At 68.5% G+C, this 14,344-nt stretch carries 12 protein-coding genes; all 12 read right to left on the bottom strand.

Annotation, left to right across the window (positions count from 1 at the left end):
* Nucleotides 1-229: 229 nt before the first annotated feature.
* Entirely contained in the window at nt 230-583 is a 354-nt protein-coding gene (locus M3330_RS18055) for a hypothetical protein (RefSeq protein WP_006553525.1), read from the bottom strand.
* A 65-nt stretch (nt 584-648) separates the two neighbouring features.
* A complete protein-coding gene (locus M3330_RS18050; RefSeq protein WP_064060473.1) occupies nt 649-2,610 on the bottom strand; it encodes an acetoacetate--CoA ligase in 1,962 nt (653 codons plus the stop codon).
* Between the two features lie 143 nt (nt 2,611-2,753).
* Nucleotides 2,754-3,023: a GlsB/YeaQ/YmgE family stress response membrane protein gene (locus M3330_RS18045; protein WP_016932945.1), complete on the bottom strand. Its 270-nt coding sequence runs from the start codon at nt 3,021-3,023 to the stop codon at nt 2,754-2,756.
* 145 nt (nt 3,024-3,168) lie between these two features.
* Nucleotides 3,169-4,836, bottom strand: a complete 1,668-nt coding sequence (locus tag M3330_RS18040) for an AMP-binding protein (RefSeq protein ID WP_039584744.1) — start codon at nt 4,834-4,836, stop codon at nt 3,169-3,171.
* Between the two features lie 97 nt (nt 4,837-4,933).
* Nucleotides 4,934-6,217 (bottom strand): MFS transporter, encoded by a 1,284-nt coding sequence (locus tag M3330_RS18035; protein ID WP_024101640.1) that lies wholly within the window; start codon nt 6,215-6,217, stop codon nt 4,934-4,936.
* A 263-nt stretch (nt 6,218-6,480) separates the two neighbouring features.
* Nucleotides 6,481-7,029 carry a hypothetical protein gene (locus tag M3330_RS18030; RefSeq protein WP_006553530.1) on the bottom strand — a complete coding sequence of 183 codons (549 nt, stop codon included), beginning with the start codon at nt 7,027-7,029 and terminating at the stop codon, nt 6,481-6,483.
* A 133-nt stretch (nt 7,030-7,162) separates the two neighbouring features.
* Nucleotides 7,163-7,687, bottom strand: coding sequence for a DUF779 domain-containing protein (locus tag M3330_RS18025; RefSeq protein ID WP_006553531.1), 525 nt, complete (start codon nt 7,685-7,687; stop codon nt 7,163-7,165).
* A 93-nt stretch (nt 7,688-7,780) separates the two neighbouring features.
* On the bottom strand, nt 7,781-9,304 hold the full coding sequence (gene adh, locus M3330_RS18020) for an aldehyde dehydrogenase (RefSeq protein WP_006553532.1): 1,524 nt from the start codon (nt 9,302-9,304) through the stop codon (nt 7,781-7,783).
* Between the two features lie 66 nt (nt 9,305-9,370).
* Nucleotides 9,371-10,669 carry a GAF domain-containing protein gene (locus M3330_RS18015; RefSeq protein WP_200358431.1) on the bottom strand — a complete coding sequence of 433 codons (1,299 nt, stop codon included), beginning with the start codon at nt 10,667-10,669 and terminating at the stop codon, nt 9,371-9,373.
* A 36-nt stretch (nt 10,670-10,705) separates the two neighbouring features.
* Nucleotides 10,706-12,166 carry a mycofactocin system GMC family oxidoreductase MftG gene (mftG, locus tag M3330_RS18010; RefSeq protein WP_255025811.1) on the bottom strand — a complete coding sequence of 487 codons (1,461 nt, stop codon included), beginning with the start codon at nt 12,164-12,166 and terminating at the stop codon, nt 10,706-10,708.
* Nucleotide 12,167: 1 nt separating this feature from the next.
* On the bottom strand, nt 12,168-13,601 hold the full coding sequence (mftF, locus tag M3330_RS18005) for a mycofactocin biosynthesis glycosyltransferase MftF (protein WP_255025809.1): 1,434 nt from the start codon (nt 13,599-13,601) through the stop codon (nt 12,168-12,170).
* Nucleotides 13,598-14,281 carry a mycofactocin biosynthesis peptidyl-dipeptidase MftE gene (gene mftE / locus M3330_RS18000; protein WP_019291273.1) on the bottom strand — a complete coding sequence of 228 codons (684 nt, stop codon included), beginning with the start codon at nt 14,279-14,281 and terminating at the stop codon, nt 13,598-13,600. The genes mftF and mftE overlap by 4 nt, the downstream gene beginning before the upstream one ends.
* Nucleotides 14,282-14,344: the final 63 nt, after the last annotated feature.

Genomic DNA, 14,344 nt, shown 5'->3' with positions numbered 1-14,344 from the left:
GCGCACAACCTTCTCGGTTTATCTGCTGACCAGGTGGGAATCGTTACGGCGCGGCCGGGCGGTAGGACTCTCCGCAGGACCGGACGCAGCAACGAATCCCCGGCCTTTCGGCCGAGGCGCCCGAAGCAGGTTACCCGCCGGTCATCACCGGAGCCCATGACATACGCATCGGTCCCAATCTACAGGGTGCCCACCCGGCGCCGACCAGCTGTCACCCGAGTGCGGACGATCACGTCCACGCCACGGCGATGATCACGTTGAGAATGCCCAGACCACCGGCGACGTGGGCGAGCGTCGCGGTCGAGCCGGGATTCTGCTTCTCCTTCCTCAGGCCGATGAACGCCACGACGAGCACGGCGAGGGCGACCAGCAGCTTGATGCCGATCTTCATGTGGTTCACCTCGACGACGTCCTGCGCCTCCCGCAGACCGACCAGGGCCAGACCCGTCACGACCTGCAGGATGGCGCCGTGCAGCATGCCGGCGACGACGCGCGGTTCCTTGATGACCGCGAGCCACGAACCGATGATGCCCGCGAGGCCGATGAAGTGCAGGATGAGGAAGATCTTGATGGCGATGTCCATGGGCGCAATCCGACCATTCGGGACGGGGACTGTCCAGTTAGGTGACGCTCATGGTGTGCCCCGGATCACGCCTGGTCGCGGTACCAGTCGAGCAGGTCGGGTTCGTCGATCGCGGTGCGGTCGACGACGCGGCCGGGATCGGCTCCCTGCAGGATCCGTTTGAGGGGAACCTCGAGCTTCTTACCGGTGCGGGTGTGCGGCACCCCGGGCGCGGCGACGATCTCGTCGGGCACGTGCCGGGGCGAGGCGTGCTCGCGCACGGCCGCACGGATCCGTTCCTTCAGGTCGTCGGTGAGCGTGACGCCCTCGGCGAGGACGACGAACAGCGGCATGCGGTACGTGCCGTCGGGTTGTTCGATGCCGAGGACGAGCGACTCGACGACCTCGGGCAGGTTCTCCACGGCCTGGTAGATATCGGCACTGCCCATCCGCACACCGTGGCGGTTGAGGGTGGAGTCGGACCTGCCGTGCATCTCGAAGGTTCCGCGCTCGGTGATCGTGATCCAGTCGCCGTGGCGCCACACACCCGGATAGACGGAGAAGTACGCATCGCGGTAGCGACTGCCGTCCGGGTCGTTCCAGAACCGCACGGGCATGGACGGCATGGGGACGGTCACCACGAGTTCGCCGACCTCTCCGCGCACCGGCCGCCCCGTTTCGTCGAAGGCGTCGACCGCCACGCCGAGGCAGGGCACCGAGATCTCTCCCGGCCACACGGGCACCGTGGGGACGGCGCCGACGAAGGCCGTCACGACGTCGGTCCCGCCGGAGATCGACATCACCTGCACGTGCTCGCCGGCGTTGTCCGACAGCCACGCCGACGACGAGGCGGGCAGCGTCGACCCGGTGACCCCGACGCCGCGGAGGGCCGACAGATCGTGGTCGTCCTGCGGGACGACACCGGCCTTGATGCAGGCCAGCACATAGCCGGGGCTCGTCCCGAGCACCGTGACGTTCTCCTCGGCCGCGATCCGCCACAGGCGATCGACCTCGGGATGGGACGGGGCGCCGTCGTAGGTGACGACGGTGCATCCCACGAGCAGCCCCGAGAGCAGGAAGTTCCACATCATCCAGCTCGGGCTGGTGTACCAGAGGAAGCGGTCGCCGGGACGGAGGTCGAGGTGCAGCGACAACGCCTTGAGGTGTTCGAGCAGCACACCACCGTGGCCGTGCACCAAGCCTTTCGGTGGGCCGGTGGTGCCGGAGGAGAAGACCACCCACAACGGATGGTCGAAGGGAACGGGTAGGGGTTCGAGAGCGGCGTCGCCGGAGACAGCGTCCCGCCAGTCCAGAACGGTCCCGGTCTGCCCGGACGTGTCGAACCCGGACGTGTCGAACGATGTCTCCTCCTCCGACACGACGACCGTCAGGGCGAGGCCAGGCATCGCGGCGCGGAGTACGTCCACCTCGTCGACGCGGTCGTGCCGCCGTCCTGCGTAGCGGTATCCGGTTGCCGTGACGAGTGCTCGTGGTTCGAGTCTGCCCAGACGGTCGATCGCCGCAGGTGCGGCGTAGTCCTGTCCACATCCGGCCCAGACGGCCCCGATGCTCGCCGTGGCGAGCAGGGCGACGATCGCTTCGGGGATGTTGGGCAGGTAGCCGACGACACGATCACCCTCCCCCACCCCGTGCGCGCGGAGCGTCGCGGCGAGCGCGGCCGTCCGGCGTTCGAGTTCGGACCAGCAGACCTCGCGCCGGCGTCCCTCCTCGTCGAGGTGGACGATGGCGGCCTCGTCCGGGGGACGCTCCCGGAAGACGTACTCGGCGAAGTTCAGTCGCGCGCCCGGGAACCACACGGCACCGGGCATGGAGGCGTCGGCCAGAGCCGGGCCGGGGTCGGTGTGGGAGACGACGTCGAAGGCGTCCCACACTGCCTGCCAGAATGCGCCGGGCTCGTCGACGGACCACTGCCACAACGCCCGGTAGCCGGGCAGGTCGAGTCCGTGTCTCTCCTCGACGAACCGGGTGAATCCGGTGACGTTCGCCTGCTCGATGTCGACGTCCGTCGGAGTCCATTGCGGTTCCACCACAGTTCACCTCCCGGTCCGGGACCGTACCTGAACACGGACGAAGGCCCGCCCGGACCGGCCGGGAACCGTCGTGCACGGACGGACTGCCCGTGCACGACGTCCGAGACGTCCGAAACGGAGCCTCGCGCGAGGACTCTCGGCTATCGCCGCTCGCGCGTCGCAGACGTGTAGATGAGGGTGAGCACCACAGCGACGGCGATGGAGATGATCCAGCGGATCCAGTCGATGCCGGAGGTGTTCTCGTTCCCCTCGGACGAGATCAGACCCCAGATCCAGTAACCGATCAGCGCACCGATGATGCCGATGACGATGGTGATGAGCATCCCCATCGCCTGCTTACCGGGGATCACCAACCTGGCGAGGATACCGATGACTGCGCCGAAGATGATCGTGCCGATGATCTGTCCCATGGTGAGCCTCTCTGTTCGGCGCCGCACCCGGGGCGGCGCAACCTCGACGACCATGTACCCCATCAGTGTCGATCATGAACCCCTCACACGAGGCGGATTCGACGTGCCTGTCGAGTGAACATCCTTCTCCGGCAGGGCCGTGGTCTCACCGGCCCCCGTCCGCTCGTGTCGCCTCGAGCAAGGCGATCGCCTGCTCGCGCATCTCCACCTTGCGGACCTTCCCGGTCACCGTCATCGGGAACTCCTCGACCACGTGCACATAGCGCGGGATCTTGTAGTGGGCGAGCTTGCCGGTGCAGAACGTCCGGAGCGAATCGGCGTCGAGCGGTTCGGCGCCCTCGCGCATCCGGATCCACGCCATGAGTTCCTCGCCGTACTTCGTGTCGGGCACGCCGACGACCTGGGCGTCGAGGATGTCCGGGTGGGTGTAGAGGAATTCCTCGATCTCGCGGGGGTAGATGTTCTCCCCACCCCGGATGACCATGTCCTTGATCCGGCCGGTCACCGAGACGTACCCGTCCTCGTCCATGACGCCGATGTCGCCGGTGTGCATCCATCGGGCCGCGTCGATCGCCTCGGCGGTCTTGTCGGGCTGATCCCAGTAGCCGAGCATCACCGAGTAACCGCGGGTGCATAGTTCGCCGGGTTCGCCGCGCGGCACCGTCAGTCCGGTGACGGGGTCGACGACCTTCACCTCGAGATGCGGGCCGACACGACCGACGGTGCTCACGCGCCGCTCGATGCTGTCGTCGCTGCGGGTCTGCGTCGAGACCGGGGAGGTCTCGGTCATGCCGTAGCAGATGGAGACCTCGCTCATGCCCATCCGGTCGATCACCTGCTTCATCACCTCCACCGGACACGGTGATCCCGCCATGATTCCGGTCCGCAGACTCGACAGGTCGTAGTTGTCGAATCCGGGGTCGGCCAGTTCGGCGATGAACATCGTCGGCACGCCGTACAGCGACGTGCACTTCTCCTCGGCGACCGCACCGAGCGTCGCAGCGGGGTCGAATCCCGGCGCCGGCAACACGATGGTCGCGCCGTGACTCGTGCACGCGAGGTTGCCCATCGTCATCCCGAAGCAGTGGTACAGCGGGACGGGGATGCAGACCCGGTCGCGTTCGGTGTAGTGGCACAGCTCGCCGACGAAGAAACCGTTGTTGAGCACGTTGTGGTGACTGAGGGTGGCGCCCTTGGGGAAACCGGTGGTGCCCGAGGTGTACTGGATGTTGATCGGATCGTCGGGCGACAACGAGGCCTGGGCCGCGTCGAGCGGTGCCCGGTCCTCGGTGAGCGCGGCGCGGCCGGAGTCGACGAGTTCGTCCCACCGCGGCGAGTCGAGCAGGACGACGTCCTCGAGATCGGGGCAGTTGGGCCGGACGGTCTCGATCATCTGCGCGTAGTCGGAGGTCTTGAACGTCGGGGCGGACACCAGCATCCGCACACCGGCCTGCTCGAGGACGTACTGCAGCTCGTGCGAGCGGTAGGCGGGGTTGATGTTGACGAGGATCGCCCCGATCTTCGCGGTCGCGTACTGCACGAGCACCCACTGCCAGCAGTTGGGTGCCCAGATTCCGACGCGGTCACCCTTGGTGATGCCCGCCCGCAGCATACCGAGCGCGAGCACGTCGATGTCCGCGGCGAATTCGGTGTAACTCCAGCGCTTTCCGGCGGCAGAATCGACGAGCGCCTCACGGTCGCCGAAGCGGGCGGCGGTGCGGTCGAGGTTGTCGCCGATGGTGTCGCCGAGCAGCGGGACGTCCCAGGCACCCTGGGTATAGCTGGGCAGACGGTCGACGTCGAGGCCGGACATCGCATTCTCCTTCACGAGGCGGGGAAACGGCTGTGGTGGCGGTCGTCGGGCTGCTGCCGGACGACCGCCACCGGGGGTGGATCGGTGGGGCGGTGGATCAGAGGGCCCGGTCGCGGGTCTCCACGAGCGCCGCGGTGCAGACCAGGCTCACGAGGCCGATTCCGGCCAGCATGATCCCGATCGCGATACCGCCGTAGGAGGCGGCGAGCGGTGCGGCGATCATCGGCGGGATGGCGCCGCCGAGGACACCGGCGAAGTTGTAGCCCAGACCGGCACCGGTGTAGCGGTAGCGGGTCGCGAACATCTCGGGCAGCAGTGCTCCGCACGGCCCGTAGGCGATACCGAAGATCGCGAGGGTGATCATCATTCCGAGCACGAACGCAATCGGTGAGCCGGTGTCGAGGAGCGGGAACAACACCAGTGCCCAGACCACGGAGAAGGCGCACGAGACCATGATGACCTTCTTGCGCCCGAAGCGGTCGGAATACAGCGCGGACAGCACGATCGCGAGACCGAAGACGAGCGACGAGGCGATGCCCACCACCAGGACGAACGGCCGGTCGAATCCCAGCTCGGACGTCGCGTAGCTGGTCAGGTAGGCCGTGCCCATGTAGAAGAAGGCGAACATGATGGCCAGCGCGCCGCCGGCAAGGAAGATCTCCTTGGCCTGGTAGCGCAACGCGTCGAGGAAGGGCAGCCGGCGCGGGGCCTCGATCTCGGCGGCCGGGGCACTACGGCGGGCTTCCTGCTCCGCACGAAAGACAGGAGTCTCTTCGATGGCGAGGCGCATGTAGAGGCCGATGCCGACGAGAACGATGCTGAGCAGGAACGGGATCCGCCAGCCGTAGTTCAGGAAGGCGTCGTTGGTGTCGCCGAGGGCGAGACCGGTGAACAGGAAGGTTCCGCTCGACAGGGCGAATGCGATGGCGGGACCGAGCTGCGGGAACATCGCGTACAGACCGCGTTGGCCTGGTGGCGCGTATTCGGCGGTGAGCAGGGTCGCACCGGCCCACTCACCGCCCACTGCGAAGCCCTGGGCGAATCGCAGCAGCACGAGGATGATCGGGGCGGCGACACCGATGGTCTCGGCGCCGGGCAGGAGGCCGATGAGCAGGGTAGAGATACCCATCAGCAGCAGCGTGGAGATCAGCGTCTTCTTGCGTCCGATGCGATCGCCGAAGTGCCCGAACAGCATTGCGCCCACGGGGCGGGCGATGAAGGCGACGGCGAAGGTCGCGAAGGAGGCGACGGTACCTGCGGTCGATCCGAGCGCGGGGAAGAAGACCGTCGGGAAGACGAGCGCTGCGGCGGTGCCGTAGATGAAGAAGTCGTAGAACTCGATCGTCGTGCCCATGCAGCTGGCGACGGCGACGCGCCGGATACCGGGCCCTTCCTTCGAGGGGCCCGCGTGGCGGGGTGTGGATGGATCGGGACGCGAACGTCCCACCGGTCCGGCGACGGGGGGTTCGGCAGCCCCCGGGGTCGACACACTGGTCACGTGAGTCCTCCGTTGTCCGTTCGAACCGCGGGCGTGATCGCCTCGGCGGATGAACGAAACGTAGTGATGCCGGTCACCCCCGCACCACCCCCGAAAGGGGGGTAGAGGTGACCGGCATCACATAGTGCGCCGAACGAACGAAATTGTCAGCGGCCGGCGGCGCCCGCGATCTCCTGGCGCATCTCGCCCCACACGGAGGCGTAGGAGTCGATGTTGGCGGCCGTGGCCCACGCCAGCGAGCCGCCCTTGATCTTCTCCAGGGCCTCGGCGAACAGGTCCTGGTAGCGCGACAGGCGCGGCACGAACGCCGACACGTCGTCGAACAGACTCTGCGCCCGGCGGTCGAGGTCGATGAGGCCGTCGACGAATCCGTCGGCGTCCGCGTTCTCGAGGAGCGTGTTCAGCTCCTCGTCGAGCGGGAGGAACTGGTCGTAGAGCTCCGAGATCGAATCCTCGTCGATGGAGACCCGTTCGGCATCGAGCTGATCGTTCAGCTCGGAGGTGCCCTTGTCGGTGAGGCTGATGCCGCCGCCGTTCTCCGACGCCTTGCCCTGTTCGAGGAGCGCGGCCACCGCAGCCTGGCCGGCCGCCACCGACACACCGAGGTGCGCGGCGATCACCTCGGCAGTGACCTGCTTCTTCAGGCGCACCGTCTGCAGCAGTGCCAGTTCGTCCACGTTGCCTGCGAAGGCCATGCCCACTCCTCGTCGCACCCGCCGGGCGCCCACGTCGTCGTCCGGAATCCGGACGGATTCCGTCCCGATTCTGACGCACACCGGCAACCGGCAGGCGAGTCACCCTCCTCCCGATGGGATCACGCAGATGGGATCATGGGGACAGGCCGGGTACCGGGCACGCGTCGGCGGCCTCGGCGACCACGGTGGGCACATCGGACACCGCGGGCTCCACGCCGGCCTCCCGGTCCCGCCCGGTGAGTGGCCGGTGGGCTTCCAGGAGAGCCATTTCGTCGGAAGTGAACGCGCGCCCCCTGCTGAGGAACCGCACCCCCTCCGGACTCTCGAGGCTGAACCCGGAGCCGCGCCCGGGCACCACGTCGAGGACGAGACAGGTGTGCTTCCACGCCTCGAACTGCGAACCGGAGATCCACACCGGCACGGCGTCCGCGCCGACCGGCGGATCGGAGCGGGTCTCCCCTGCCCCGAGGCGCAGGTCGAGGACTCCGAGGAGCACGTCGCAGTCGCCGACGACGAAATCGCCGTCGGGATAACACATCGGCGCGGAGCCGTCGCAGCATCCGCCGGACTGATGCATCATGAGCGGTCCGTTGCGCTGCGCGAGGCGGCGCAGCAGGGCGACGGCATCGACGGTCGCCACGATTCGCGGGACGGTCACAGGCCTGCCTTTCCGTTGGGGTGCACGGTGTTCCGAGCGTATGGCAACGGCGCCTGCCACGCCGTGCGGACGTGACAGGCGCCGAAGTTCGGATCAGAAGAAGCCCTGTGCCTTGGGGGCGTAGGACACCAGGAGGTTCTTCGTCTGCTGGTAGTGGTCGAGCATCATGTGGTGGTTCTCGCGGCCGATGCCGGACTGCTTGTAACCACCGAAGGCCGCGTGCGCGGGGTACTGGTGGTAGGTGTTCGTCCACACCCGGCCGGCCTGGATGGCGCGACCGGCACGGTAGGCGACGCCACCGTCGCGGGACCACACACCGGCACCGAGACCGTAGAGGGTGTCGTTGGCGATCGAGATCGCATCGTCGAAATCGCTGAAGGACGTCACGGACACGACCGGGCCGAAGATCTCCTCCTGGAAGATACGCATCTTGTTGTTGCCCTGGAAGATCGTCGGCTGCACGTAGTAGCCGCCCGAGAGGTCGCCGCCGAGATCGGCGCGCTCACCACCGGTGATGACCTTGGCACCCTCGCTCTTGCCGATCTCGATGTACGACAGGATCTTCTCGAGCTGGTCGTTCGAGGCCTGAGCGCCGATCATCGTGTCGGTGTCGAGCGGATCGCCCTGGCGGACGGCCTTGGTGCGGACCGCGGCGAGCGAGAGGAAGTCGTCGAAGATGTCCTGCTGGATCAGCGCACGCGACGGGCACGTGCACACCTCACCCTGGTTGAGGGCGAACATCGTGAAGCCTTCGAGCGCCTTGTCCTGGTAGTCGTCGTTCGCCGACAGCACGTCGGAGAAGAAGATGTTCGGGCTCTTGCCACCGAGTTCGAGGGTGACCGGGATCAGGTTCTGCGAGGCGTACTGCATGATCAGCCGGCCGGTGGTGGTCTCACCGGTGAACGCGATCTTGCGGATGCGCGGGCTCGACGCGAGCGGCTTGCCCGCCTCCACACCGAAACCGTTGACGATGTTGACCACGCCGGGCGGCAGCAGGTCGCCGATGATCGAGATCAGGTGCAGGATCGACGCCGGTGTCTGCTCGGCGGGCTTGAGGACCACCGCGTTGCCGGCGGCCAGGGCCGGCGCGAGCTTCCACACGGCCATGAGGATCGGGAAGTTCCACGGGATGATCTGGCCGACGACGCCGAGCGGCTCGTGGAAGTGGTAGGCGACCGTCTCGGAGTTGATCTCGGAGATCGAACCCTCCTGCGCGCGGATGGCTCCCGCGAAGTAGCGGAAGTGGTCGATCGCGAGCGGGATGTCGGCGTTGAGGGTCTCGCGGATGGGCTTGCCGTTGTCCCACGACTCGGCGAGGGCGATCGACTCGAGGTTCTCCTCGATGCGGTCGGCGATCTTGTTGAGGATCACAGCGCGTTCGGCGGGCGAGGTCTTCCCCCAGGCCGGCGCGGCGGCGTGGGCTGCGTCGAGCGCGAGTTCGATGTCTTCCTCGGTGCCGCGAGCGACCTCGGTGAACACCTGGCCGGTGACGGGGGTGACGTTCTCGAAGTACTCCCCCTTCACCGGGGGCACCCACTGGCCACCGATCCAGTTGTCGTACCGGGACTGGAAGGACATGTGGGCGTCGGGCGAACCGGGGCGGGCGTACACGGTCATGTGCATCTCCTGCAGCGTCGAGCGGTCGGTATGTGATCCGAAACACTACGAACGCGAGGGTTGCAACTACGTTGCGAGCTGCCTGTCCAATCGGGTCAATGTGGCGTCGACCTGCGCGAAGCGGGGTGACCGGGGATCGATCGATGCCCGGTAGGCCGCCCAGGCGGTGATGTCCTCGCGGCCGTGGACGGACGCGGTCCATTGCGCGAGCAGATGCTCCTCGCCGCAGCGCAACAGCGCCGCCCGCACGCCCGAGCAGAGTTCGTCGCGGATCTCCTCGATGCCCGGCGCCATCGATCCGGGCAAAATCTCCCCGGTACAGAGGCGGACCGCCGAGGCCACGTCGCCGCGGTCGAGTGCGCGGCGCACGTCCGCGACATCGGTGTCGAGCGTGGTGAGCAGCCGATAGGGCCGCGATCCGAGGTGTTCGGCCCCGAGCACCTTGCGCAGGCGCGACATCTCGGCGCGGATGGTCACCGAGTCGAGTTCGTTCTCGTCGAGCAGCATCGCGAGCCTGTCGGAGCTCAGGCCTTCGGGGTGATCGGCGAGGATCAGCAGGATCTCGGCGTGCCGGCGGGACAGGCCGACGCGTTCGCCTCCGCGGTGCAGGGCGGGCCGCCCGGCGCCGATCGTCTCGATGCGCGGCGTCGCCGACGGGAACAACGGGCGGCCGCTCAGGGCATGCAACCGCAGTTCGGCCTCCGCCGCCGCGACCGTCGCGCGGACGAGTTGCAGGACCTCGGGCGCGGCGACGCGGTGCCCACCGGTGATGTCGATGGCACCGAGGACCCGGCCGCTGGTGGGGTCGTGCACGGGAGCGGCCGAACAACTCCATTCGTGCACCGTGCGGTTGAAATGCTCGGCGCCGAAGATCTGCACCGAATGATCCACGGCGAGAGCCGTTCCCGGAGCGTTCGTGCCGACGCGGTCCTCACTCCAGTCGGCCCCTTCGACGAAGCTCATCGACAGGGCGCGGTCGCGCGCGGCGTGATCGCCCTCGACCCACAGCAGCCGTCCCTGTCCGTCGGTGATGGCGACGAGCAGTCCACTGTCGTCGGCGTCCTCGACGAGGAGCTTGCGCACCACGGGGCGGATCAGCGACATGGGGTGGCCGGCGCGGTACTCCTCGAGGTCGTGCCCGGAGAGCAGTGCGGGTTGTTCGACGACGTCGGGATCGATGCCGCGCTGCAGGCTCCGGCTCCACGAGTCGCGGACCACCGAGCGCACCCCGTCGAGCCGATCCTTGCCGCGGGCGGAGACGAACGTGCCGTGCGCGCGCAGTACCGCACGTGCGTGCGCGGCCACGTCCGCTCCCGGGTCGAGTGCCACCCAGGGGTTGGTCGTCGCGATTCCACGATCCGTCATGTACCGACGCCTCCTCCCCCGACACTGTAGTCGGGATCACACCGTGTGGGGCAGGGCATCCCTCGCGGTCGCGGCGATGCGGTGGGCGAGCATCACCGCGGTGGCGTGCGGCCCACGGCTGGGGACCTGCGGAAACACCGAGGTGTCGACGACGCTCAACCCCTCGATCCCGCGCACGCGGCACCACTCGTCGACCACGGCGTGCTCGTCGTCGCCCATCCGGCACGTGCCGGACAGGTGCAGGGACGTTCCGAGCCTGCCGCCGCGCGCGTCCACGCTGCCGGCCTCGACGACGCCGGTGGTCGCGGCGAGGAGGTCGGCGGCGAGCCGGACACCCTCCTCCAGAGCTTGCCGGTCGGCCGGGTCGGTCAGGTATCGATAGTCGAGCAGAGGTGGACGTCGCGGGTCACGTTCGTCGAGCACGATGCGTCCGCGACTGCGTGGGCGCGTCAGGACGACGCCGAGCACCGGATCGGCGACACCGCTGCCGGGGATCGCCGCACCGAATGCCGCGGTGTACGGGCGCAGTTCGAGGTTCTCGGTGTGCAGGACCGTCTCGAGCAGCAGCGTGTGCGACGGGAGGCCCGGGCGGAATCGGTACGGGACGGCGAACTCCGGATGGTCGGAGAAATCGCGGCCCACCCCGGGAAGGTCGTGCAGCGGATCGACGCCGAGCCGGCGCAGTTCGTCGGCCGGTCCGATCCCGGAGAGCATCAGCAACTGCGGGGACCTCACTGCGCCTGCGGCGACGATCACGTGTCCGGCCGAGATAGTTCGTGGTCCGTCGGGTCCGGCGATCTCGACACCCACCGCGCGACCGCCCGTCATCACGACTCGAGTCGCGCTCACCCCGCCGGCGACCGTCAGATTCGGCCGGTCCAGGACGGGTGCCAGGTACGCGAGGAACGGACCCACTCTCGTGCCATCGCGCATGTTCGACGGAACCGCACCCACCCCGTCGGGTCCGGGAGCGTTGAGGTCGGCGACCGGTGCGAATCCCGCACTTTCGGAGGCGTTGACGAAGGCACGCGAGAGCGGATGCATCCGTTCGCGCGGCACCCTGGCGACCGGTATCGGGCCGGAACTTCCGTGCAGGTCGCCGGGGACATCCGTGTCGGTCTCGACGGCCCGGAAGGACGGCAGCACCTCCTCGTACGACCACGAGGCGGGCCACGACGCGAAGTCGTCCGGCCGCGCACGCACGAAGTACGCGCCGTTGACCGCGCCGGAGCCGCCGAGCACCCGGCCCCGCGTCACGGTCGCCTGGACGTCCGAGGTCAACCGTCCGGGAAAGTCCGCCGTCCACGGGCTCTCCGGACCAACCGGAAGGACGGCAGCGTCACGGATCTCGCGCGGAACAGCGGACGCCGACCCGAACGCCGTGCCCTCCTCGAGCAGCAGCACGGTGCGGTCCGGATCGTCGCTGAGCCCGGCGGCGAGAACGCAGCCACAACTTCCCCCGCCGACGATCACCACATCGGCGTGCGCCGGGATCATGTCACTTCCGGATGTCGGGTACGAGCGCGGCCGCCGTGCGGGCGTCGAGCGCACCCTTCCACAGCCCCGCGCCGTAGGCGAGGTCGTCGAGGCGCTTGTAGAGCAGGTACCGGACGGGATCGAGGCCGTCGCTCTCGCGGTGCGTCTTCCAGTCCCAGATGCCTTCGGCCACAGCGCAAGCCAGAACCGCCCGCCGAACCTTGCGGGAGAACACCGCTGCGACGACCGTGACCGGCCAGTAGTGCCGGCACACCGCCGACGCCACCTGCCACAGACCACCGGCGAATCCCTGGGCGGTGAGCAGCGCGGCGATGCGGTCGGGCCGGTCGAGTCCGGAGAACATCCGCCGCAACCGCACGAAGGTGACCACCTGGGTCAGCACCGCTGCGATCACCCCGACGCGGGTGAAGGTCGCGATCGCGACGCACGCGAGGAGCGTCCAGATCGACATCACCATCGGTGGGACGGAACCCGGATGCCGCTCAGCGAGCGGAGCCGCACCGGTTCCGTAGAATGCCTTGCGCGTCAACCACGTCCGGAAGCGGGTGCGATGGTCGTGCGCGACCCGCGAGATGGGCTCGTACCGCAACCGCCACCCCGAGGTCTGCAGTCGCCGGCACAGATCGACGTCCTCGGCCACGTGCATCGTCTCGTCGAAACCACCGCAGGCGACGAGCGCGTCGCGACGGACGAGCAGCGCCGCGCTCGGCACGTACGAGACGGGACCACCCGCGACCACAGCGGATTCCCGGCTGCCGAGGTCGAGCGACGAGCGTGCGTGCTCGTACTTCGCGAGCGCGCTGCTGTCGGGTTCGAGGGCCACGACGCGCGGCGCGACGAGTGCGACCGCAGGATCGGTGAAGTGCCCCAGTGATCGTTCGAGCCAGCCCAGCTGCGGCACCACATCGGAATCGAGGAAGGCGACGAATTCCGTTGCCACCTGCTGCAATCCGGTGTTGCGGGCCGCCGCCGGCCCGCGTGCGGTCTCGTGCCGGATCACCCGGACGCGACCACGTTCCGGCGCCTCGACCGGTTTCTCGGAACCGTCGTCGACGACCACGACCTCGTGCCCTTCGACAGCGGCGAGCAGACGGGCGAGGCCGGACGGATTGTCCTTGACCGGGACGACGACGGTGACGGCGGAACTCGGCGGCAGCTTCGTCGGCCGGGGGTTTCCGATGCCCGAGTCGAGCAGGCGTCGCGCGACCGCGGCGCTCTGCGCGTCCACCACCTCGACGAAGTCCTCGTCGATCATCGCTACGGCGGCGGGGGCAAGTGTGAGCATGCGCGTGGGCGATCCTCCGACGAGGACGCGTCCTCCGGCGAAGCTGCGCACCCGCGCGTCGATGCGCACACCGAAACCGTCGGGGAGCCGGGTCGCTGAGGGCTGCGCCGCCTCCGGGGACGTCGCCTGTGGAGTGATCGCCCGACTCACCGAAGCCTTCCTTCCGTTCCCGGCTGCCACCGGGCGACCTGTGCACTCGCCCGCTCGACCAGACTCGCGAACAGGCGCGCGCCGAGTTCTGCGGTGGCCTCGGTGGGGTCTCCCAGCACTCCGTTCGCGGACACCGAGACGATACCGGCTTCGCGCAGTCGTGGCATCAGTGCTCCGATCGGTTCCGTTGCGCCGACCGCGGCCCGCGTCATGTCGACCGCCCCGGGCGCCAGGTGCAGCAGCAGACTCGTCTCGGTGACACCGGCGTGGGCATCGGATCCGGGCACCGCGCACGGAAGCCAGGCAGCGTCGCGGCCTTCGTATCGCAGGAGGCTCACCGCCTCGATCAGCGGATAGGCGTTGCCGCCGTGCCCGTTGACGAAGACGACCCGCTTCGCCCATCGGCACACCGACCTGCCGTATTCGACGATCAGCGCCTTCGTCACCTCGGCTCCGATCGAGACGGTGCCGGCGAAACCTTCGTGTTCCCCGCTGGCTCCGTAGGGCAGGGGTGGCGCGAGGACCACCTCGGGCAGCTCGGCGGCGACAGCAGTCGCGATCCGGGTGTCGGTGTCGAGGGGAAGGTGTGGGCCGTGTTGTTCGAACGCACCGATCGGGACGGCCACCGTCACCCGGTCGGGTTCGATGTCCGTCCAACAGGCGTCGGCGAGCTCCCGCATCACCGCTCCGATGCTAAGGGTTTCGCGGGCGTGCACGAAACCCGGAGGTCTCGGTGGGTCCGC

The organism is Rhodococcus sp. GA1, assembly GCF_024321955.1.
GTDB classification, from domain to species: Bacteria; Actinomycetota; Actinomycetes; order Mycobacteriales; family Mycobacteriaceae; genus Rhodococcus; species Rhodococcus pyridinivorans.
Note: the sequence above shows the minus strand (reverse complement) of the source record. Positions and strands in the feature narration are given on the sequence as shown.

What these genes read in the sequence shown, in the direction of transcription:
- M3330_RS18055 (WP_006553525.1), bottom strand. Translation starts at nt 583, where the DNA reads ATGGACATCGCCATCAAGATCTTCCTCATCCTGCACTTCATCGGCCTC.
- M3330_RS18045 (WP_016932945.1), bottom strand. Translation starts at nt 3,023, where the DNA reads ATGGGACAGATCATCGGCACGATCATCTTCGGCGCAGTCATCGGTATC.
- M3330_RS18040 (WP_039584744.1), bottom strand. Translation starts at nt 4,836, where the DNA reads ATGTCCGGCCTCGACGTCGACCGTCTGCCCAGCTATACCCAGGGTGCC.
- M3330_RS18030 (WP_006553530.1), bottom strand. Translation starts at nt 7,029, where the DNA reads ATGGCCTTCGCAGGCAACGTGGACGAACTGGCACTGCTGCAGACGGTG.
- adh (WP_006553532.1), bottom strand. Translation starts at nt 9,304, where the DNA reads ATGACCGTGTACGCCCGCCCCGGTTCGCCCGACGCCCACATGTCCTTC.
- M3330_RS18015 (WP_200358431.1), bottom strand. Translation starts at nt 10,669, where the DNA reads ATGACGGATCGTGGAATCGCGACGACCAACCCCTGGGTGGCACTCGAC.
- mftG (WP_255025811.1), bottom strand. Translation starts at nt 12,166, where the DNA reads ATGATCCCGGCGCACGCCGATGTGGTGATCGTCGGCGGGGGAAGTTGT.
- mftE (WP_019291273.1), bottom strand. Translation starts at nt 14,281, where the DNA reads ATGCGGGAGCTCGCCGACGCCTGTTGGACGGACATCGAACCCGACCGG.